A 22,972-nucleotide genomic window follows, 5' to 3' on the forward strand; every position below is an offset into this window, starting at 1 on the left:
CCCACACCAACAACAAACCACCACCACCCACCCCAACAACACTAACCCCCGCCACCGGCCGCCCTCCCCCAACCCCACTAAACTCATACACCTACCATTACAAACAAAAAAATAAAGAAAAGAAAAAAATTAAAATATAATAGTATTTATTAACAAATATAATAGTATTTTAAATACTTGTTTTTACTGTAAGTAAACTCTTAAGTTGAATATAAAAGGTATTATTGTATAATCAAGGTGTCTATGAAAGATAAAAGGAGTTGGACAAAGTATGATTAAAAGTACGACTAAAGAATTAATGAATAAATTAATTCCTTTAATTAAAAAAAAGATATGTATTAAAAAAAATAAAATTGTTTTAGAACAAAATGAATTTAGTGATAGTACTTATATATTATTATCGGGAAAAGTCAAGGTGACTCATTTATTACATGATTCTAATGAACTAATTTTAACTATATATTCTGGAAAAAATGTAATGTTAAAGCCTTATAATAAATATCAAACATTTGTTAATTTATTTAGGATTGAAACAATTGAAGATAGTATATTTGGTATAATTCCAACAAAAGAGATTGAAAGAGATGATGAGTTGAGAAGTTTAATTTTAACTTACTATGATCTTTTTTTTCAAAAAACATATTTACAAATGAGAGATCTATTATGTAACAATAAAGAAAAAAGCTTATATTCTGTATTAATTAGGCTTTCTAATTCATATGGAATTCATACAGATGAGGGTATTAAAATAGATTTAAAGATATCAAATAAGGATTTATCTGAGTTTACAGGAACATCATATGAGACTATTAGTAGGTTATTGTCAAAAATTAAAAAAAAGAATCTTATAGAAATTAAAGGAGGATTTATAACAATAAAAAATATTAATTATATGAAAGATGAATTAAATTGCAAGGATTGTAACGAGGAGTTATGTGTTTTTTAAAAATAATTAACTTAAAAATAATTAACTTGAATAATATTATTTAAGTTAATTATTTTTTTGTCGAAAAATTTTGACTTTTGTCATTTTGTGTTTGTTGTTAGTATAGTATTCTTTTATCAAGAAAGGAGATATAGTCAAAATGAAAAAGAAAATAATAGTAGGGATAATAATATTATTGCTTATATTAGGGATTGGCGCTTTCTTATGGTATAAGAATTTAAATTATAGTAATTCAGTAGGGAAAATTGGAGATTTACCAGGAACGTCTTTAGAAGAACTACAAAAAAAAGCAGATTCATCTAAATTTTCTTTTGAAATCAATAGTAATCCTGTATTTAAAAATGGTGATTCAGAAGGAAATTTAAGAATTGCTAATCCTCATTATAATACATTTCCTATAGAGGTAACCATAAGATTAAAATCAAATAATGAAGTTGTATTTAAGACAGGTAAAATGGAACCTAATCATTATATAGAAAGTGCTAAACTTAGTAAGCATTTACCAAAGGGAACTTATGAAGCAGTAGCAACAATAAAAGCTTTTGATTCTAAAAACAATGATAAATATCTAGGAGAAGCTAAAGCTATCCTAAATATAAATATAAAAAATTAATTATAAAAGGAGAGGATACAAATGAAAAAGAAATTTTTATCAAGCTTAATCGTAATTTCAATGAGTATGTCAATGGGAGTACCGGTATTTGCGGCAGATTTACAAGGAGGTTCTCCACAATCTGGGACTGTACCAGTAACAGGTAGTATTGAAAAATATACACCACCTACACCACCTACACCATCAGAAATTAATGTATCAATACCAACAAGTATGGCATTTGACATTGGCTATAATAAGGATACTCAAAAGGCTAATTTAAAATCAGCAGATTACATTATAACAAATAATGGAGATACGTCAGTAAATGTAACATCTCAATATGATGTAACAGATGAAAATGGAGTAACATTAACAACACCAGATAAAGTGAATCCAACAGACAGTAACTTAGAATTAGCATTATCATTAAATGCAGGTCAAGCTGCAAATCCAACAACACCATGGATACAAAACGTTACAGATAAATCTACAGGTGATGCTATAAGTATAACTTCAAAAGCAACTGAACATATACAATTTAGTGCAAATGATAAAGACTTAGCAAATATTACTCAACATGCGAAAGATGGTAAATTAACATCAGAAACAGATGTTAAAGGTAATTTAGTTCTTACTTTCAATGCTGAAAAGCAAGCCCCTACTGGAAAGTGGTCCCAAGCAAGTAACTTTGAATTCGGTAATCAACAAGGTAATACAATATCTTTAAAATTTAAAGATAATTCTGCCATTTTTACAGCTATTCCTTTTGGTAATTCAGATATATCATATTCTTTAAATAATGATAATGATTTTCATAATGTAACTTTAAAACAGAATGTGCCTTTTTCTATTAATGTTAAACCTGGAGACCTAATTATTGTAGCTACTGCTGGTCCTGGTAATGTTTCACTCAATGGTGGTAATGATCACTGGTCCCCTAATATAAAATTTGATAAAAATAATAATGTGACATTAAAAGTTACTGATACTGGTCTTGAAGTGTTAATGAATAACTAATACTAAAAATATTTAAAGATTAGGATATTTATTATGTGTAAAAATTAAAATGCGATTTAGGTCATACTAGTAGTCTAAAGTTAGATTCAAATACTAAATTTATAAATGGACCTAAAAATATAAAAGTAGTTAATGGTTGGGTTACGTTTAAAGTAACTCCAGCTGGTGTTGAATTTTTAATAAATAATTAAAATTCTTTTAGAGATATATGATTATCATTTAATTCAAAATGATAATCATATATAGTATTTTTGTAAAAGCTTAGTATACAAATAAAAAGGGGGAGATTTTAATAAAAAAATTATTAATAGTAACTATAGTTGTAGCTTTGGGCATAATGATATTATTTGGGTGTAGCAATAATTCAAACAAAAAAAATGAAACAATTAACGATTCTAGTAAATCATTAAATGATTCAAACTCTAAAAATGATAGTAATAAAAAAGGAAATAATGAATCTCCTAATGAAACTAATGATAAAAGTAATAATGATAAAAAGGTGAATAGCACAAAAAATGTGAATAATAATGACAATGATAAGTCAAAAAATTATATATTTTTATCTAATATAAAATCACATGCCATTAAAGGGCAAGTAATAAATTCAAGTTATAAATTAGGTGACTCTATAAATTCTGTAATAAATAAATTAGGAAAGCCATCTAATGAAATTTATGTTGAGTCTGCTAAAGGAGATTATTTTAAATTTGATTCTAATAATTTGATTTTTGGTTGTAATAAAGGCGAACAAATCTTTGAAATAAGATCTTTAGATAAAAGTTTAGATGAATTAAAGTTAAATAATGTAGAAAACTTTTTTGGAAAGCCTGATTATAATGTAACAACTAAATTAAATGAAAAAATTATTGGATATAAGATATCAGAAAAGTTTAAAATACTTTTTGTATTTGATAATAAAAATTTAAAATTAAAACATTATTCTGTTTTATATCCTGAATTGACTAAAAACTCTATGGCGGAGTATGGAGGAAGAGAGTGGTAAAATATAAACACGGTAGATAGTAATCTACTGTGTTTTATTTTATTATTACAACCTAAATATAAGAGAAATAATAAAAATATATAGTAGATTTTATGTGTGGAAATACTTTGCTACTATATAAGATAATCAAATAAAGCTAAAATGCTAAGAAAAATGAAGAGGTTAAGCTATACATCTTTTTCATATCTGTAATAGAAATTACTAGCTAAGTAGCACACTTTCTAAAATAAATCATCACATTCGACATATCTGTCATAACTAAAAACTAGAATTATTAAAATTTACTCCAATTATAATCTAAGTGTAACCTATATATACTATTTTATATATGACAAATAGAAAAAATTTTAATTTATTTTATAAAGAAGCCACTATTTATCAACTACCCTAAAATATGGCACATATCTTGCTAAAGTATTATTGTTAGAAATACTTTAGGGGGCTGATATTTATATGAATAAAAAAAGAATCAAAAAGCTTATCTTAAACTGTATAACAGCAGTATGTGTAACGAATACCCTTGGATTAATGAATGTAAGTTATGCATTCGCAGATAATAAAAAATCAGAGGTAACTAGTGAGGAGGTTTCATTTAAAAATAGTGAATTATTAAATGAAAGCTTTGACAAAGTCATTAAAGAAGAAAATATCACTTATAAAACTTGGTGGAAAGATGAAACTAGACCATTAAATTGGCAGCTTAGAAAATGGGCTGGAGCAGCAGCTACAGGAGAGAATACTCCATATGGAGAGGTTACTAACAATGCTATGACAGGAGGAAAATACGTTAAAGTATCCTGTAACAATAGTGTAGGTTTCTTCCAACCTGATAGCTACGTAAATATAAACCCCAATACAGATTATAATGTATCAATAAATATTAAAATTACAGATATTTCAGCTAATGAACCTCTATATATAAGGGCAGAGTATTATGATTCATCAAATAAAGTTGTTGAGAGAAAGGATATTAAAACTATATCTGGAAGCAGTGATTGGACAGAATATAAATTAACTACTAATACACCATCTAATGCTGCAACTAAGATGAAAATAATATTTGTATTTGGAAGAGTATCATCAAATAGTGTAGGGGCTAAAGGTAGCTTTGAAATTGACAATCTAAAGATAGATACTGTAAGTTCAAACTTAGAAAGAGTAGATTTTGCAAGTGATGAAGTTAACTTAGGTATTGGTGTACCATTTAAGCCAACTGCAACAATATATCCTGTAGGGTCTAAAGAAAAATTTACATTACATTCAGCTGATGAATCAATTGCTAAGGTTGAGGATGGAATTATTCGTGGAATTAGTAATGGTTCTACAACAATCACAGCAATAAGTGAAAGCTAAAAGGAAGTTGGATCATTTAAGGTCAATATTAAAGAGATAAATGATAATGATTTCAATAAAGCCTTAGATAGTATATTGGAGACAATGGTTCCAAATTCAATTATTGATTTAAATGATTCTAAAACAGTAGAAATTATAAATGAGTTAACTAAAAGTGGTGAGAAGTATTGGAATACAATGACTAAAGGTGATGATAAAAAAGGCCTTTGGAGTGATACTACAAGTACAACAAATTCTGCTAATATAACTACTCAATTTAATAGACTTTATGATATGACTGTTGCATATAAGCTTAAAGGTTCTTATCTTTATGGAAATAAAGAATTATTAAAGGATATAAAATCAGGCTTAGAGTGGCTTATTCAAAATAGATATGATGGCAAAAAGTTTTATAATAACTGGTGGGACTGGGAGATAGGATCACCTCAAAAGTTAAATGGCATACTTATTATGATTAGAGATGAGCTTACTGATTTAGAAATCCTAAAATATACAGATATAATTGATAATTATGTTAAGGACCCAACTAAGCATACTCAAGGAAAGTATCCATCCGTTGGTGCAAATAGAGCTGATATGTGTAAGGTTGTAATTTATAGTGGCCTCCTTTCAAAAAATGAAGATAGAATAAGTTATGGAGTAGGTCATTTAGATCCATTATTTAAATATGTAGATGATATTATAGCTGAAGAAGGAACTAAAGTTGATGGATATTATAAAGATGGTTCATGGGTAGAGCATGGAAGTATACCATATGCAGGTTCGTATGGATCTGTATTTGTAGGCGGAGTTGGAGAAATGGCACATGTTCTAAATGATACACCTTGGAGCATTGATAAAGAAAAGCTTAATAATATATATAAGGTTATTCTTGATTCCTTTGAGCCTCTTATCTACAAAGGTGCAATGATGGATATGGTTAGTGGAAGATCTATTTCAAGAGAAAATGAGAAAGATTATGGACATGGCTTTGGAATTATGAGAAGAATTCTTGCATTCTATACAGAGACTGCACCAAAAGAATATGCAGATAGATATAAGGCAATGATTAAGGAGTGGATAACTTCTAATGATGCTAGAGATTTTATAGAAACATCCAATAACCTTCAATTTATTGTTCAAGCGAATGCCCTTATGAAGGATGAAAACGTTAAGCCAAGAGGAGATTTAATTGGAAGTTATATATTCCCTAATATGGATAGAGTAGTTCATAGAAGAAATGGATTTGTATTTGGAGTGAGTATGTATTCAAGTAGAATTTCTAATTATGAATCATTAAATGGTGAAAACTTAAAGGGATATCATACATCTGATGGAATGACTTATCTTTATAATGGAGATATTGAACAATATTCAAAGGATTATTGGCCAACAGTTGATTCAAAGAGATTGCCAGGTACTACAGTTGATAATAAAGATATATTTAAAAATGTAGCAGGAACTAATTATGGCCCAGGAGAAACAGCAACTTCTAATAGAGATTGGGTTGGAGGAGTATCCTTAGGTGATTATGGAGTAGCTGGAATGTACCTAGATAATAAGAGAAGTAATTCAAATAAAGATTTAGGTATGGATTTAGAAGCTAAGAAATCATACTTTATGTTTGATGATGAGATAGTAGCACTAGGAGCTGGAATTAATAGTACAAAAGATAGTGGAGTTGAAACAATAGTAGAAAATAGGTTAATTAATAAAGATGTAGATAAGATATTTATTGATGGAAAGGACCTAACAAATAAAATAGATGAAGAAACTAAGGTTAAAGATGTTTCATGGGCTTATCTAAAAGGTAAAGACAATAATTCAAGTATAGGATATTATTTCCCTAAATCAGATGAGTTTAATATTTTAAGAGACACTAGATCTGGAAGTTGGAAGGATATAAACAATGGACAATCGTCAGAAGTTAAAGCTAACACATTCTTCACTATGTTTAAGGAGCATGGTAAGAATCCAGTAAATGATACTTATGAATATGTATTACTTCCAAATAAAAGCATGAATGAAGTTGAAAAGTATTCAAAGAATTCCGATATAAAAGTTATTTCAAATAATGAGAATGTACAAGCTGTAAAAGATGAAAAGAAGGGTATCTTAGGGGCAAATGTTTGGAATAATGAAGAGACTTCTATTGATAATGGAAGATTAAAAGTAACTGGTCAATCATCAGTAATATTAAGAGAGATAAATGGTGGAGAAATTGAAATAGGAGTATCTGACCCTACAATGAAAAATAAGGGGAAGATTAGAATTGAGATCAGTGGAAAACTTCATAAAGTTTTAGAGAAAGATGATAGACTTATTATAACTAAAAATGGAGATAAAGTAATAATAGAAATGGATGCTAAAGATTCTAATGGTCAAAGTAGTATTGCTAGATTAAAGATGACAAAGAAAAAGTAAAATGTTCTATAATAAATTATAAATAAATGGGGGGATATTTTGATTATCTTCCCATTATATTTAGTGGAATTATTAATTAAATAACTTTTTGTATTATCATAAGTAGTATATTTAAAGACAAGCTATCTAAATATTTACAATATGTAAACATTTAATATATAATTTATATGTAAAAATTTACAGAGGGGGATATACGTTGAAAATAAGGGATAAAGTTTATAATAAACTAGTAGAGTTGAATAAGGATTCAAAGAAAAAAGGAATAACAGCAAATGAAATAGCAGTATTATTAGAAATTCCAAGGAATGTAGTTAGTCATTATTTAAATGAACTTTGCAGAGATGGAAAGGCAATGAAAACTAATACTAGACCAGTATATTTTTATGATACATTATCAATAGAAGTAGAAAGTAGTAATGATGTTGATTGCAAGGAAGAGAGTAATAAAGATCCCTTTTTAAAATTAATAGGAAGTAACGGAAGCTTAAAAGAACAAGTGGAACAATGTAAAGCAGCAGCTGTATATCCTAATAAGGGGCTACCAATAACCTTAACAGGAAATAGTGGTGTAGGTAAAAGTTTTATTGCAAGTATAATATATGAATATGCAATACATAAAGATTGCATAAAAAGTGATGCACCATTTATTACATTTAACTGTGCTGATTATGCAAATAATCCAGAGCTTTTATCAGCAAATCTTTTTGGATATAAAAAAGGAGCTTTTACAGGGGCAGATAAGGATACAGAAGGACTTATAGAATCTGCTGATGGAGGATATTTATTTTTAGATGAAGTCCATAGACTTTCACCAGAAGGCCAGGAAAAGTTATTTCTTTTTTTAGATCAAGGAAAATTTAGAAGAATAGGTGAGACAAGCAAATGGAGAAGGGCAAATGTTAGATTTATATTTGCAACTACTGAGAATTTAGATGAAGTCTTATTAGATACATTTAAGAGAAGAATTCCCATATTTGTTGATATTCCAAGTCTAGATGAAAGAACATTATCAGAAAGACTATCTATGATATATAACTTTTATCATAACGAAGCAAAGGAAATTAATAAAGATTTAGTAGTAAGCAAGAATGTGGTAAATTCATTACTATCTATAAATGGGAATGGAAATATAGGATTACTTAAAAATATTATAATAAGTAGCTGCGCAAATGCTTATAGAAGTAATAATAAAGGCAAGGAAATTGAAATAGATTTAAGAGATCTTCCAGGTAAATTTAAAAATTCTACAAATATAAAAAAGAACTTTTATCATGAAAATATGAAAATATATAAAGATAATAATATAGAAAATAAAATTTTAAATTCAGAATACGAGGATAATGAAACCATAAAAAAAGAACTTAAAAATATTTTAAAGAGCTTAAATAATTTAAATAAGGGTACAATTGATGAAGAGATATTCACAAAACAATCTAATAGATTCATCAATAAAATTCTTAAAGAAATGATTTTTAATAATTCTCACGTAGAAAAGGATATATTAACTTATGAATTAATATTTAATGTAGTAGAAAATGCTTTAATGTTCATACAGAAAAACTATGGAATAAAATATTATGGAAATACAACAAAAGTTTTAACTTATGTAATTATTCTATTAGGAAGTAATGAAAATGAAGATATAAAAACTCAAAATGAATATAAGGGATATATAAACATATTAAAGAAAAGGTTATCTAAGAGTTATCTTTTAGGTAAAAAGCTAAGTGAAATAATAGAAAATACTTTAGATAGAAAGCTTGGAGGTATATTATTTATATTCCTTACTCTATACTTTAATGGATTCATATCACAGAATAAGAGTAAATGTAATGGAATAATAGTTGCTCATGGATTTTCTACTGCAAGTAGTATAGCTGCAGTTGCTAACACTTGTTTTGAGGAATTTATATTTGAACCTTTTGATATGCCAATAGATGTCCCAACTTCTACTGTAGTAAGTAGAATAAAGGAATATCTAACAAATATAAATACGGAAAATGGAACTATTATATTAGTTGATATGGGCTCTTTAAATGAAATATATGAAGAACTAAAAAGTAATGTGAATGGAAATGTAGGGATAATAAATAATATATCAACAAGGCTAGCCTTAGATGTGGCTAGTAAAATAATAAATAAAGAAAACATAGAAGATATAGTAGAAAGTTGTTCTAAGAATAATAGCACAGAGTATAGATTCTATGAAGCAAAGGATAAAAAGAAGGCTATAGTTGTTACATGTATTTCAGGAGTTGGAACAGCAGAAAAGATAAGAGAAATAATATTAAAGTGTATTGGACAAGCTGATATAGAGATATTAGCACAGGACTATAATAGTATTTCTGAAGGTATTAAAAATAATAATACATTAAAGGATTATGATGTAAGATTAGTTATATCAACAACTACAATAGATGTACCAGAGGTTAGAGCAATAAGTCTTCAAAACTTAATAAATGGAGAGTCAGATGATATATTAGAAGAAGTATTAAAGGATGTAAATAAAAAGAAAAGCATAGATGATATAAAGGATGATATGATAAAATTCCTTTCACTACAAAATATATTAAATCAACTTACAATACTTAATCCAAACAAGATAGTTGATGAAGTATCTAAGGTAGTAAATAATTATCAGTTAGCATTAAATATGAATTTTGAAAGTGACTTAAAGCTTGCTTTATTCATACATATAAGTATGTTAATTGAAAGGCTAGTTTTAAGAGATGAAATAACAGATCATCCTTATGAAGAATCATTTATAAAGAACAATAAGGATTTTATTTTGGAAACAAATAATATATTTAAAGATATACTTAAAGAATATAAGGTTTCTTTAAGCCTTGCTGAGATTATTAATATATATGATATAATTCATATGAGAAAAAGAGGCTAAAATGATTTAATATAAAAGAATTTAATAATAAAACAACATAAAAGTACGTAACTTTTATAGAATGAAATTATAATAATAGCACATAGTAAACATCTACTATGTGCTATATATTTTAGTAAAGAGGTTTGTCTCTAAGACTTATATTAGAACTATATTTTCCTTCAGTTTCAAATATGACAATTTTATTTTCACCCAATGTTAAAAGCGGTGCAGGGATATATAAATATTTTGTTGGACCTATATCCCAGAAGCGGCCAAGGTTAAAGCCGTTTATAAAAGCACAGCCCTTACCGAAATCAGGTAAATGAAGGAATGTATCACCCGTTTCATCTACTGTAAAAGTATATTCATAGAATGAAGGAGTATTTTCCGTGTAGCCAAGACTAAAATCTACTTTACTAATATCCTCCATATCTAGGCAGTAATGATCCCAACCAGTATGGAAATGAATATCAAGCATTACTCCGCCTTTAATTCCCTTACGTTGTTTTGGACTTACTAAACTTGCTCCATAATTTATTCTACCTAGATTCTCCACAAGAATATCTAATGTATTATCAGAATTACTATTAAAGTCTAAAGGAATATTTGATCCAAGATTATCTTTATATTGAGTTGTTACATGGTTTCCATTTAAAAATACTTGAGCTCTATCATCACAATCTACTAACTTAGCTTTTTCTAAAGGATTCATATTAGAAAGTTTAGCTCTATATAATATATATCCAAAGTTTTGATCAAGCTTTTCCATGCTTAATGTTTGAGGAGTATAAACAGGAGTAGCTAATTTTTCTAAAGTATTAAATAATGACACTTTATTAGAAAGTTTTATTTCTCCGTAATCCTTAAATTTAATATTATTAGATATATTTACTTTAGGAAGCTCTTTAAAGTTAGAGATAACTTCTTTAAATTTAAAGTATTTTTCAGAAGGTTCTCCCCATTCAGTAAGTGGAGCATCATAATCGTAAGTTGTTGTTTGAGGATCTATACCATCATGATAACTACAACCATTATATAAACCAAAGTTTGTACCACCATGGAACATATAAATATTCACATGACCTTCTTCTAGCATATCCTTTAATTCTTTTGCTGCATCGTCGCTATCTCTTCTTTTAAATTCACCACCCCAGTTATTAAACCATCCTATCCAAAATTCCATACACATTAGGGGACCTTCTATATTATTTTCTTTCATAAATGTATTTAGATTAGAAATTTGTTCCTTTGTTCTAGAGCCAAAGTTTGCAGTAGGAAAAACTCCATCTTCAATCAAGGTTCCAGCTTCAAGAGCTTCTTTCCATCCACCATCAGAAGTGAAAAGTGGAACAGTAGCACCATGAATTATCATTAGAGATTTTATAGCCTTTAAATAATCTTTATCATTACTAAAAGAGCCATATTCATTTTCCACTTGCATCATAATAACAGGACCACCATTAGTTATTTGAAGAGGAACTATATATTTAAATAATTCTTTAAAGTAAGAGTCAACAGCATCTAGAAATCCTCTATAAGTACTTCTAACTCTCATTGAGTCATCTTTTAGAAGCCAAGCAGGTAATCCACCAAACTCCCATTCTGCACAGATATAAGGTGTAGGTCTAAGTATTACATAAAGTCCAAGCTCCTCAGCAATTTTTATGAATTTAACAAAATCACGATTGCCAGTAAAGTTAAACTCACCTTTTTTACTTTCATGATAATTCCAAGGTATGTATGTCTCAACGCAATTACATCCCATAGATTTAAGTTTTTCTAATCTGTCTTTCCAATACTCAGGTACTATTCTAAAATAATGTACAGCACCTGATATTATTTTTATTTTTTTATCATTTAAATAGAAATCTTCTTTTATTTCAAACTTACTCATATATATCCTCCTAAAATTCAATCTATATAAATAATAGCAATAAGTATGCCAATCTAGTGTCATATGCTTTTATGCACTTTAGCTTCAATTAAGTGGGAATACATTCATTAAATAATATGAATTTTAAGTTTAATTAGAATAAATTATTACATTATATATGGATAAATCTAGTATTTTAATTAAAATCTTATAAAATTATATTAGTATAATGTTAAGTTAAATTATACATTGATTAATGTCGTATTATTTATTATTAGATTTTAATAAGTGTCATATAATTTTATATTTTTGTCAGACAAAAGAGAGGAAAGAGATATAAAAAGTATATTTGGTGTCAATAAATTTAAAAAATGTAATTCTAAAAAATATAAAACAAGGAATTATAAAAAAATAAATTAATCTCTATAAGCCCAATAAATTAAAGGGATTTGTATATATATTAATTTAAAAATCTTAGCGTACTTAAAAGTTGGCACACCAATTGCTAATATATATAGTCAAGGAGGGAAGGTAAGATGTATGAAGTTTTAGTAGTAAGTCACGGTACATTAGCCAAGGGGTTTAATGATGCAGTAAAAATGATATTAGGATCTGAAATTAACTATTTAGGATTATATGATGATGGGGTGGAAATATTTCATAAAAGATTAAAAGAGAAAATAGGAGAAATAAAAACTAAAAATAAGAAAGTACTGATACTAGCTGACCTATTTGGAGGTTCACCATTTAATAAAGCATTATATGAATCTGGAAATGATAGTGATGTTAAAGTTATTTCAGGAATTAATTTATCAATGTTAATTGAGGCTATTATGAGCGAAGGATCTAATATAGATGAGATAGCTCTTAAAATAGTGGAATCTACCAAAGATTCTATAAGACCAGGAATTATATTAAATAATAATGAGGATGATGAATAAGGAGGAATTAAAAAATGGACATTAAATTATGGCAAATAATTGCAGTAACAGTATTTATAGTTATTGCACAGTATGATGGACTAAACACTGGATTTGGACTAGCTAAACCTACTGTAGCTGGAGGAATAGCTGGATTAATATTAGGAGATATGCAAACAGGACTTTTTGTAGGTGGTACACTTAATCTTATGTCTCTAGGAGTTGGTAACTTTGGAGGAGCTGTTGTTCCAGATTATACAAGTGGAGCAGTACTTGGAGCAGCCTTTGCTATAATGTCAGGGGATGGACCTGAAATTGGAATTTCTTTAGGAATCCCAGTAGCGTTATTACTTACTCAATTAGATGTTCTTGCAAGATTTACAAATACATTTATACAACAAAAAGCAACTACTTATGCTAAAGAAGGAAATTATAAAGGCCTAGAAAGAATGAATATATTAGGGTTACTTCCTTGGGCTTTATCAAGAGCTATTCCAGTTGCAATTGGATTATCATTAGGAACTGCTTTTGTTGAAAACGTTATAAATAATATGCCTCAATGGTTAATGGGTGGATTAAAAACAGCAGGTGCGATAGTACCAGCTTTAGGTATCGCAATATTACTTAAATATTTATCAATTAAAAAATATGTTGCTTATTTATTAATAGGTTTTGCATTAGCTGCATACTTAAATGTACCAATGCTTGGAATATCATTAATTGGACTAGCATTAGCATTGATGACATTTGAAAGAAGAAGAGAAGGAAATGTTGCAGTTGTAGGTGGAGGAGATGACGAAGATGAGTAAAAGAATATCTAAAAAAACAATGAATAGAGTTTTCAAAAGATGGTTATTAGGGGTTCATACATGTTGGAATTATGAAACAATGCAGGGGCTTGGATATGGATATGCAGTATTACCTGCTTTAGAAGAAATATATGCTGATGATAAAGAAGGATTACAGGAAGCTGTAGAAAATAATATTCAATTCTTTAATACAAATGCTACAACAGGATCATTAATAGTTGGTGCATCATTAGCCTTAGAAGAGCAAGGGAAAACAGCTATAGAAGCAGTTACAGCTATAAAGACAGGCCTTATGGGACCACTTGCAGGAGTTGGAGATACTTTATTTACAGTATTACCTAATACAGTTATAGGATCAATAGCAGCTTATATGGCTCTAGAAGGAAATCCAATTGGTATTTTCTTATGGATAGCATTTAACTTCATAAGGTTATTCTGTATGAAAAAGTTTATTGATATTGGATATACTCAAGGTACTAAGCTTGTTGGATCAATTGGTGGAATGCTAAAAAATGTTACAGAAGCTGCAAATATTTTAGGGATTGTAGTAGTTGGTGCATTAGTTCCAAGCGTTATAAATGCTAAGTTTGCATTTGAATGGCAAAATGGAGAAGTTGTATTTAAATTGCAGGAAATTGCAGATAAAATATTACCAGGTCTAGCGCCAGTTGCATTGGTTGGATTTACTTATTGGTTATTAGGAAGAAAGAAAATGACTTCAACAAAAGCAATATTCATACTTATGGCTCTAGGAATAATATTACACAATTTAAAGATACTTGCTTAAATTAGTGTAAAATAAGATTATAAATGATATAGGGGAGGAATTTAGAATGAAAGGTATAATTCATATAAGAATAGATGATAGATTAATACATGGACAGGTTGCAGCTAGATGGTCTACTGGGCTAGGAGCAAGTAGAATAATGGTTGCAAATGATGAGGTTGCTGCAGATGAAATGCAAAAAGGGATATTAAGAATGGTGGCACCACCTGGAATTGCAACATCAATAATATCAAAGGATACGGCAGCAACAAATATCCTTTCTGAAAAATATTCAAATCAAAAAGTATTACTAGTTTTAAAAAGCCCAAAAGATGCATTAGATTTAATGGATAGAGGATTAGAAATTAAAGAAATAAATGTTGGAAACATGGCTAAAAGAGATAATACAGTTCAAATAAAAAAATCTTTAAGTATAACCAAAGAGGAATTTGAAGATTTTAAAGAATTAGGAAATAGAGGAGTTAGGCTAACTGCAAGAATGGTACCTGATGAATCAGAAGTGTTATTAGAAAATTTCTTAAGTAAAGTTAGTTTTTAGTATTAGGGACCATAAGGTCCCTTTTTTATAGATAATAATAAGTTTAGGAGTAGAGTATTATGAGAAAAATATTATATATAGAGGAAATAAAAGATAAGAAAGAGCTTTTAAATAAAAGTTTATTAAATAAGGAAGAAATAAAAATAGGGCTAGATAGAATAATAAAAAATATAGATGAAAATTTAGATAGATATACTAATAAATTTCCAAGTGCATGTACCACAAATTTAAAATATAGAGTTAAAGATAATGATGATTGGACAAATGGATTCTGGACAGGGATGTTATGGCTAGCATACGAATATACAGGAGATGCAAAATATAGAGAGATAGCCGAGCTTCATACACAAAACTTTAAAGAAAGATATGAAAAAGACTATGTTTTAAATCACCATGATTTAGGATTCCTTTATTCCTTATCAGCCATTGCTGATTATAAAATAACAGGGGATAAGGAAGCTAGGGAGCTTGGACTTAAAGCAGCTAATAAATTAAAGGGAAGATATCAAGCTAAGGGAGAGTTTATACAAGCTTGGGGAGATCTTTCTGATGAAAAAGAATATAGACTTATAATAGATTGCTTCTTAAACCTACCATTACTATATTGGGCTTATGAAGAAACTTTAGATAAATCATTTTTAGATGTAGCAAATAATCATTTCAAAACAGCTATCAATAATGTAATTAGAGAAGACTCATCAACATATCACACATATTATTTTGATAGAAATACTGGAGAGGCAGTAAAAGGAGTAACACATCAAGGCTTTAAAAATGATTCATGTTGGGCTAGAGGACAAGCATGGGCAATACTGGGATTACCAATTAATTACAAGTATAACAAGAATGAAGATTCAGAAGAGATATTTAAAGGAGTAACAAACTACTATTTAAATAGATTACCAGAAGATTTAATTCCTTATTGGGACTTAATTTTTAAAGAGGAAGATAAGGAGCCAAGAGATTCCTCATCAGCAGTTATAGCCGCTTGTGGAATATTTGAAATGAATAAACTTTTCAAGGATTATGAAAATAAAGAAGTTTATACAAGATCAGCTCATGAAATGATTAGAAATTTAATAAACAATTATATGACAGTAAATGAAGATTCAGATGGAATACTAATGCATGGAGTATACTCATGGCAACATAATAAAGGAGTTGATGAATGTAATCTTTGGGGAGATTATTTCTTTATGGAATCCTTAATGAGATTGTATAAGGAAGACTTTGGAGGTTACTGGTAGAATGAATGTATTTGAAGTATTAAATTTAGATTATAAAGGCCTTGAAAAAGTAAAGGAAAATTATGAAAATAACAATATCTCAGAGGCCTTAGAAGAATTAAAAAATTATTATATAAGTAGAAAATCAGTACATGGATTTATTGATAGTGAAGACGAGATAATAAATTATGCAAAGAATAATCTAAAAGAAGATATTCAAATTATGTTAGATATAAGTGAAGAAGTATGCCTTAATGAATTTGTATTTAATCTTCCTTGGGAAATGGAAAGATGCCATAAAAAGATAATTTTTAATAAAAATATTGATTGGAGCTTAAATCCTTTTAATGATAATGAGTGGACTTTTATGCTAAATAGGCATAGATACTTTGTTGTATTAGCACAAAGTTATTTATTTACTGGTAACAAAAAGTATATAAAGACTTTAAAGAATTTATTTAAAGATTGGATAGAAAATAATAGATTAAGAAAAGAACTATACAACACAACATGGAGAACTATAGAAGCTGGAATAAGACTAAAGAATTGGATTAAAGCTTTAGAGATACTATTACTTAAAGGTGAAATTGATGCAGAATTACTTTCTGATATATTATTAAGTATAAATGAGCATTTAATTTACTTAAAAGATAATAGCGCGGATGAAAGAATATTAAGTAACTGGGTGATACTAGAGCAAGAAGGTGCTTTTATAGCAGAGGTGTTTCTTCCAGAATTAAAGATTTCAAGTATGTATAGAGAAGACACTATAAATATATTAAAAGAAGCAATAAATCTTCAAGTTGCTGAAGATGGGCTTCATTGGGAGCAATCATTCCAATATCATAATGAGATGATAAAATGCTTTTTTGAAGTATTAACTATAGCAGAAAATAATAATGCAAATCTTCCAAGTATCATAAAAAAGAAAACAAAAGATATGGCATATGGAAGTCTGTATATTATGAAGCCAAATGGTTGTCAAAGTAATTATGGAGACAGCGATGAAGAAAATTTAAAAGATATAATGAATTTTGGAGCAGTTTTATTTAAAGATGAAACACTTAAAAATTATGGTGATAAAAAGATAGACTTAAATACATTAATGACATATGGATATAGATCTACTTATATAATGGATAAATTAGATAGTAAAGAAGTTAACTTTAATAGTAAGGCCTTTGAAGATGTAGGATTATATTTTATGAGAACAGGTTTTGATAGTAGTGATTCATATAGCATGTTTAAATGTGGTTTTTTAGGAAGTGGTCATGGGCATAGTGATATGTTGCATTTAGAAGTTACATGCAATGGTGAGGATATTTTAGTTGATTCAGGGAGATACACATATTCACCTGAAAAGCCTGAAAGAATAGAGCTTAAAATGGCAAAAAGTCATAATACAAGCATTGTAAATGGAAAAGAATTTACTGTATGCAAAGGTTCATGGGGAAATTATAAAGTAGCAACTCCAATAAAGGGATTATACAAATTTAAAGATAATTATGATTTTGTTGAGGGTGGACATTTAGGATATATAAATGAAAAAAATAGTGTGTTAGTAAATAGAAAGGTTATATTTATAAAGCCAAACATATGGATTTTAAGTGATGAATTCTATGCAAATGATAAGAATAAATATAGTTTGTTTTATAACTTCAATAAAGATAAGGTAATACTTATAAATAAAAATAAAGTTAAATATGAGGGCAAAAATATAAATTTCTATTTAAATAGTATCTGTAATAAAGATTTAGATAATCACTATAAAGGTGGACACTTTAAATTAGAAAAATGCAAAATATCAAAAGATTATAATAAAATATATGAAAGCACTAGAGCTGTATTAAACTTAGAAAGCTTCGGAAACACATCTGTAACTACTGTTATGTATGGTATCAATAAGGATAAAACTTCAAATATTAAAAACATAGAGGTATATGACTGGCAAGGAAAAGTTGTAAGCAGACATATAGCAGAGGGAATAAGAGTAAAGATTGATAAATTAGACTACACAGTTTTAATTGTGCATAAAGAAGAATCAAAGGGAAGAAAGTTATACATTGTAAATGGACATAGAGTATATGGAAGAGTTGCAGTAATAGATGAAAATAAAAAAGAGGACAGTTTAACTGTATTGGCATATTAAAATTTAATATTTATATGATAGTGTCATACTTTATAAAAAAGAGTGTCATTATTGTTAGTTTAAAGAAGCCCATTGTAGTAGATATAATGGGCTTTTTTAGTGTTATAAAATTATGGCATAAGAATTGCTTTAATAAATGGTATAGAAATTTAAATAGTATATAAGATTTAAGGAGGAGTTTATAAATGGATATAAGATATTCAGTAAGTCCAGATGAATTAAAAACTTTAAATACAGAGGAATTAAGAAAGAAATATTTAATAGAGAGTGTTTTCATTGATGATAGCCTAACAGCCACATACTGCAATGATGATAGAATAATAGTTCTTGGAGCAAAGCCTTTAAACTCAAAGGTCGAAATTAATATTTCAGATGAAATAGGAAGTGATTATTTCCTAGAAAATCGTGAAATGGCAGTTATAAACATAGGTGGAGAAGGAACAATATATTTAGATGGTACTGAGTATAACATGGTTCAATATGATGGTATGTATATAGGTAAGGGAACTAAGGAAATTGCCTTTACTAGTAAAGATGCTAAGAGTCCAGCTAAGTTCTATATGAATAGTGCTTCAGCTCATAAAGAGTATCCAACAGTAAAAGTAGAATTTAAAGATGCAAATCCAACTAAAATGGGTTCAGATAAAGAAATGAATAAGAGAACAATATATAAGTATGTTGATCCAAGTGTATGTGAAAGCTGCCAATTACTTATGGGGATGACTATATTAGAGGAAGGTAGTGGCTGGAACACTATGCCAGTACACTTACATCCAAGAAGAATGGAAGTATACTTCTATTTTAATATGGATGAAAATGCTAGAGTATTACATTTAGTTGGAAAACCAGATGAAACTAGACATATAGTAATGAAAAATGAAGAAGCAACAATTTCACCAAATTGGTCAATTCATTCAGGAACAGGAACAAATAACTACACATTTATATGGGGTATGTGTGGAGAAAATAAAAATTATAATGACTTAGAAGTAGTAGATACTAAATTATTAAAGTAGGAGAGATTATATTATGATAAATGATTTAAATAAATTTTCAATGGACTTTTTTAGATTAGATGGCAAGGTTGCAGTAGTTACTGGTGGAAATACTGGACTTGGACAAGCATATGCAGTTGCACTTGCAAAAGCAGGAGCAGACCTTGTAATACCAACTTACGATAATAATTGGGATGAAACTAGAGTTTTAATAGAAGCTGAAAGAAAAAGAGTAGTATTTGTGCAAGCTGATTTAACTAAAAAGGAAGATAGATCTAAGGTTATTAATACGGCTATAGATAATTATGGCAAAATAGATATACTAATAAATAATGCAGGTACCATAAGAAGAACTCCTCTTCTTGAATATAAAGATGAGGATTGGAATGCTGTTATGGATATAAATTTAAATGCAGTTTATTTCTTAAGTCAAGAAGCAGCTAAGGTAATGGTAGAGCAAGGACACGGAAAGATAATAAATGTAGCTTCAATGCTATCTTTCCAAGGAGGAAAATTTGTACCACCTTATACAGCAAGTAAACATGGAGTAGCTGGAATAACAAAGGCATTTGCAAATGAATTAGCATGTAAGAATATACAAGTAAATGCTATAGCACCAGGATATATTAAAACTGCAAATACTGCGCCAATAAGAGCGGATGAGAAGAGAAATTCAGAAATTTTAAGTAGAATACCAGCAGAAAAATGGGCAGATCCATTTGATCTTATGGGAACAATAGTATTCTTATCAAGCAGAGCATCTGATTATGTAAATGGTCATATATTAGCAGTTGATGGTGGATGGTTAGTTAGATAGATATAGGAAATAACAATTTAGGGGGGATATGGTGTTAGATGTAATAACTATAGGAGATGGTATGATTGCAATGTGTCCTATAAAAAAAGGACCAATAATGTTTTCAAATACATTTGAAAAAAAGATAGGTGGAGCAGAATTAAATGTAGCTATTGGCTGCTCTAGATTAGGCTTAAAATCTGGATGGATAAGTAGGCTTGGAAAAGATGATTTTGGTAATTATATAAAGAGATCTGTAATGGGTGAAGGAGTAGATGTATCTCAAGTAGAACTAGTTCAAGACTATACAACATCTGTATACTTTAGAGAAATTCTATCAGATGGATCAAGTAGATCATTTTATTATAGAGCAAATTCACCAACAGAAAAGTTAGAGATAGATGAAGTCAGTGAGGAATACTTTAAAAATGCAAAAGTTCTTCACATAACAGGAGTACTGCCTTCTATAAATGATCATAATAAAAAGATAATACTAGATGCTATAGCTTTAGCAAAGAAGCACAATCTCATCATATCCTTTGATCCTAATATAAGGTTAAAGATGTGGACAAAGGAACAAGCCACAGAGTTTATAAAGAAAATTTTACCTGAAATAGATATACTATTAATTGGTGATGAAGAAGTAGAATTATTATGTGGACATTGTGATTTAAAAAAAGCAATAAAAGAGTTTCATGACTATGGAATTAAAAATGTAGTAATAAAAAGAGGCGAATATGGAGCTGTTGGATCTTTCGGAGATGAGATATGTTATGTAGATGCTGTTAAGCCTAGAGCTGTAGTTGATACAGTAGGAGCTGGAGATGGGTTTGCATCAGGATTTTTGACAGCATTTTTAAAGGGTGAGTCATTAGAAGAGACATTAAGATTTGCTAATGCTGTGGGATCATTAGTAGTTGGAGTCGAAGGGGATAATGAAGGACTTCCATATTATGAAGATGTGTTAGTTCATTTAGGAGAAAACAAGGTTGTTGAGAGGTAAATATATATGATTAAGCATATACTAGATACTTTAAAAAAAGAAAAAGTTGTAGCTGTAATAAGAACAAAGAATTATGATGAAGCAAAAGAAATAAGTATTGGAGCAATTGAAGGCGGAATAAAAATAATAGAAATAACTATGAGTGTTCCTTCAGGTGCAAAATTAATAAAAGAGCTAAAGGAAAGCTATAATGATGTTTTAATTGGCGCCGGTACAGTATTAACAGAAGAACAACTAAAATTATGCATAGAAAATGATGCTGACTTTATAGTATCACCTTGCTTAAGTGAAGAGATAATAAATGCAAATGGAGATTTTAATATACCAATTATTCCAGGGGTAATGACTATGTCAGAACTTAATAGTGGATATGCAAAAGGAATAAGGTTTTTCAAAGTATTCCCAGGGAATATAGTTGGAAAAGATTTCATAAAAGCTGCAAAGTCAATTTTTGAAGATATAGATATAATGCCAACAGGTGGGGTAAATGATAAAAATATTTTAGAGTGGATAAATGCAGGTGCAGATTGTGTTGGTATAGGAAGCGATTTAAATAAAGTATTTAATAGTAGTGGTAAGGTTGGAGTTAAGAATTACTGTGAAAAATTAGTATCATAACTTTATATTTGATAGAGATAGCGTTGCTTATAAAGAGTGGAAAATCAATATTATAATTTTATATAATAATAAATAAGTAAGCATATATTATTTTGAAACCTAATATATTTATAACACAACATATTATTAATATATTAGGAGGGGTATTTTGGAAAATAATATTTGCAAAAATATATTTGATGGAAAAGTTATAGTGTTTACTGGAACTATGAGAGAGAGCATAAGTAAAATGCGAGAAATAGCAGTAAACTATGGAGCAAAAACTCCAAAGGCAGTTAGTACTAGAACTAATTTAGTAGTTGTAGGAAAAAATCCAGGTAAAAAGTTAACTAAAGCTAGAGAACTTCGTATTGATGTAATATCAGAAGATGAGTTTTGGGAAAAATTAAGTCTTTAGGATTTAAAGAAGGGACTGTTTTAAAGCAGGCCCTTTTGCTATGTATAGAATTCATAGTATAAAATTTTTGTATAGCTACAATTTATTATGGCTATTTATCATGAGACAAAGCTAAATTTTAAAACATAGATATTATAGCATTTGCAATTTCACTAGATGGATTAACTTCTAATACATCTTCTGCAAGTTTAATAGTATCATAAGGTTTAATAAATCCATTTGGAAGAATTGCAAACATTAATAGCCATTCTTTATACTTTAAAGATGGAGCTATAATATTAGCCTTATTTGCATGATTAAATGCAAGTTCTTCATAACACATAGGAGTGAATATTACATATAAAAAATAAGACATTAAAAAGTGACAGTGAGAAAGTTCTGTAAGATTCTTTGTATCTTCTAATTTATTAATCTCATTTATAAGCCAAAAATAAAAATTGCTTTGAGTATGATAATCACAAGTTTTAAGCTTTATAAGCATTTCTTCATCTATATCTAAAAGTGATACTTCATTTAAATTTATTCCTAATATATCATTTAAGTTATTCATATATAAGCCTCCATAAGTTTTTAGTTTAAGTATATAGTAATTTAAGTATATAATATTTTGAAAATAATCTCAAAACTATAGATTTTTATAAAAAAATAAAATGTTGATGCTAC

At 28.5% G+C, this 22,972-nt stretch carries 20 protein-coding genes; 18 read left to right on the forward strand and 2 right to left on the reverse strand.

What is annotated here, in order from left to right; translation table 11 throughout:
- Nucleotides 1–271: 271 nt before the first annotated feature.
- From JOC62_RS12450 to JOC62_RS12480, 7 genes are all read left to right on the forward strand, one after another.
- Entirely contained in the window at nucleotides 272–946 is a 675-nt protein-coding gene (locus JOC62_RS12450; protein ID WP_204595605.1) for a Crp/Fnr family transcriptional regulator, read from the forward strand.
- 139 nt (nucleotides 947–1,085) lie between these two features.
- On the forward strand, nucleotides 1,086–1,559 hold the full coding sequence (locus JOC62_RS12455) for a hypothetical protein (RefSeq protein WP_204595606.1): 474 nt from the start codon (nucleotides 1,086–1,088) through the stop codon (nucleotides 1,557–1,559).
- Nucleotides 1,560–1,580: 21 nt separating this feature from the next.
- Entirely contained in the window at nucleotides 1,581–2,558 is a 978-nt protein-coding gene (locus tag JOC62_RS12460; RefSeq protein ID WP_204595607.1) for a hypothetical protein, read from the forward strand.
- A 337-nt stretch (nucleotides 2,559–2,895) separates the two neighbouring features.
- On the forward strand, nucleotides 2,896–3,561 hold the full coding sequence (locus tag JOC62_RS12465; protein WP_207758190.1) for a YjgB family protein: 666 nt from the start codon (nucleotides 2,896–2,898) through the stop codon (nucleotides 3,559–3,561).
- A 453-nt stretch (nucleotides 3,562–4,014) separates the two neighbouring features.
- Entirely contained in the window at nucleotides 4,015–4,914 is a 900-nt protein-coding gene (locus JOC62_RS12470; RefSeq protein ID WP_204595608.1) for a hypothetical protein, read from the forward strand.
- An 84-nt stretch (nucleotides 4,915–4,998) separates the two neighbouring features.
- Nucleotides 4,999–7,317: a polysaccharide lyase 8 family protein gene (locus JOC62_RS12475; RefSeq protein ID WP_204595609.1), complete on the forward strand. Its 2,319-nt coding sequence runs from the start codon at nucleotides 4,999–5,001 to the stop codon at nucleotides 7,315–7,317.
- 196 nt (nucleotides 7,318–7,513) lie between these two features.
- Nucleotides 7,514–10,216, forward strand: a complete 2,703-nt coding sequence (locus JOC62_RS12480; protein ID WP_204595610.1) for a sigma-54-dependent transcriptional regulator — start codon at nucleotides 7,514–7,516, stop codon at nucleotides 10,214–10,216.
- 112 nt (nucleotides 10,217–10,328) lie between these two features.
- Here the strand turns inward: JOC62_RS12480 and JOC62_RS12485 are convergent, their stop codons facing one another.
- On the reverse strand, nucleotides 10,329–12,092 hold the full coding sequence (locus JOC62_RS12485; protein ID WP_204595611.1) for a glycoside hydrolase family 35 protein: 1,764 nt from the start codon (nucleotides 12,090–12,092) through the stop codon (nucleotides 10,329–10,331).
- 515 nt (nucleotides 12,093–12,607) lie between these two features.
- Here JOC62_RS12485 and JOC62_RS12490 point away from each other — a divergent pair.
- The 11 genes from JOC62_RS12490 (at nucleotide 12,608) to JOC62_RS12540 (ending at nucleotide 22,309) form a co-directional block, all read left to right on the forward strand.
- Nucleotides 12,608–13,012, forward strand: a complete 405-nt coding sequence (locus tag JOC62_RS12490; protein WP_204595612.1) for a PTS sugar transporter subunit IIA — start codon at nucleotides 12,608–12,610, stop codon at nucleotides 13,010–13,012.
- 14 nt (nucleotides 13,013–13,026) lie between these two features.
- Nucleotides 13,027–13,800 (forward strand): PTS mannose/fructose/sorbose/N-acetylgalactosamine transporter subunit IIC, encoded by a 774-nt coding sequence (locus tag JOC62_RS12495; protein ID WP_204595613.1) that lies wholly within the window; start codon nucleotides 13,027–13,029, stop codon nucleotides 13,798–13,800.
- On the forward strand, nucleotides 13,793–14,587 hold the full coding sequence (locus JOC62_RS12500) for a PTS system mannose/fructose/sorbose family transporter subunit IID (protein ID WP_243425071.1): 795 nt from the start codon (nucleotides 13,793–13,795) through the stop codon (nucleotides 14,585–14,587). The genes JOC62_RS12495 and JOC62_RS12500 overlap by 8 nt, the downstream gene beginning before the upstream one ends.
- Before the next feature lie 46 nt (nucleotides 14,588–14,633).
- Entirely contained in the window at nucleotides 14,634–15,125 is a 492-nt protein-coding gene (locus tag JOC62_RS12505) for a PTS sugar transporter subunit IIB (protein WP_204595615.1), read from the forward strand.
- Nucleotides 15,126–15,184: 59 nt separating this feature from the next.
- Complete coding sequence (locus JOC62_RS12510; protein WP_204595616.1) at nucleotides 15,185–16,372, forward strand: glycoside hydrolase family 88 protein; 1,188 nt, start codon at nucleotides 15,185–15,187, stop codon at nucleotides 16,370–16,372.
- Between the two features lies 1 nt (nucleotide 16,373).
- Complete coding sequence (locus JOC62_RS12515) at nucleotides 16,374–18,500, forward strand: heparinase II/III family protein (protein WP_204595617.1); 2,127 nt, start codon at nucleotides 16,374–16,376, stop codon at nucleotides 18,498–18,500.
- Between the two features lie 185 nt (nucleotides 18,501–18,685).
- On the forward strand, nucleotides 18,686–19,516 hold the full coding sequence (gene kduI / locus JOC62_RS12520) for a 5-dehydro-4-deoxy-D-glucuronate isomerase (RefSeq protein ID WP_204595618.1): 831 nt from the start codon (nucleotides 18,686–18,688) through the stop codon (nucleotides 19,514–19,516).
- 13 nt (nucleotides 19,517–19,529) lie between these two features.
- Nucleotides 19,530–20,312, forward strand: a complete 783-nt coding sequence (kduD, locus tag JOC62_RS12525; protein WP_204595619.1) for a 2-dehydro-3-deoxy-D-gluconate 5-dehydrogenase KduD — start codon at nucleotides 19,530–19,532, stop codon at nucleotides 20,310–20,312.
- A 28-nt stretch (nucleotides 20,313–20,340) separates the two neighbouring features.
- Entirely contained in the window at nucleotides 20,341–21,294 is a 954-nt protein-coding gene (locus tag JOC62_RS12530) for a sugar kinase (RefSeq protein WP_204595620.1), read from the forward strand.
- Between the two features lie 6 nt (nucleotides 21,295–21,300).
- The gene (locus JOC62_RS12535) at nucleotides 21,301–21,912 is read left to right on the forward strand and encodes a bifunctional 4-hydroxy-2-oxoglutarate aldolase/2-dehydro-3-deoxy-phosphogluconate aldolase (protein ID WP_204595621.1); all 612 of its coding nucleotides are present in this window, start codon (nucleotides 21,301–21,303) and stop codon (nucleotides 21,910–21,912) included.
- 148 nt (nucleotides 21,913–22,060) lie between these two features.
- The gene (locus tag JOC62_RS12540; RefSeq protein ID WP_204595622.1) at nucleotides 22,061–22,309 is read left to right on the forward strand and encodes a BRCT domain-containing protein; all 249 of its coding nucleotides are present in this window, start codon (nucleotides 22,061–22,063) and stop codon (nucleotides 22,307–22,309) included.
- A 118-nt stretch (nucleotides 22,310–22,427) separates the two neighbouring features.
- On the opposite strand, the gene JOC62_RS12545 is transcribed toward JOC62_RS12540, so the two are convergent.
- Nucleotides 22,428–22,859, reverse strand: coding sequence for a hypothetical protein (locus tag JOC62_RS12545; RefSeq protein ID WP_204595623.1), 432 nt, complete (start codon nucleotides 22,857–22,859; stop codon nucleotides 22,428–22,430).
- Nucleotides 22,860–22,972: the final 113 nt, after the last annotated feature.

This window comes from Clostridium sardiniense, assembly GCF_016907995.1.
Classification (GTDB): domain Bacteria; phylum Bacillota; class Clostridia; order Clostridiales; family Clostridiaceae; genus Clostridium; species Clostridium sardiniense.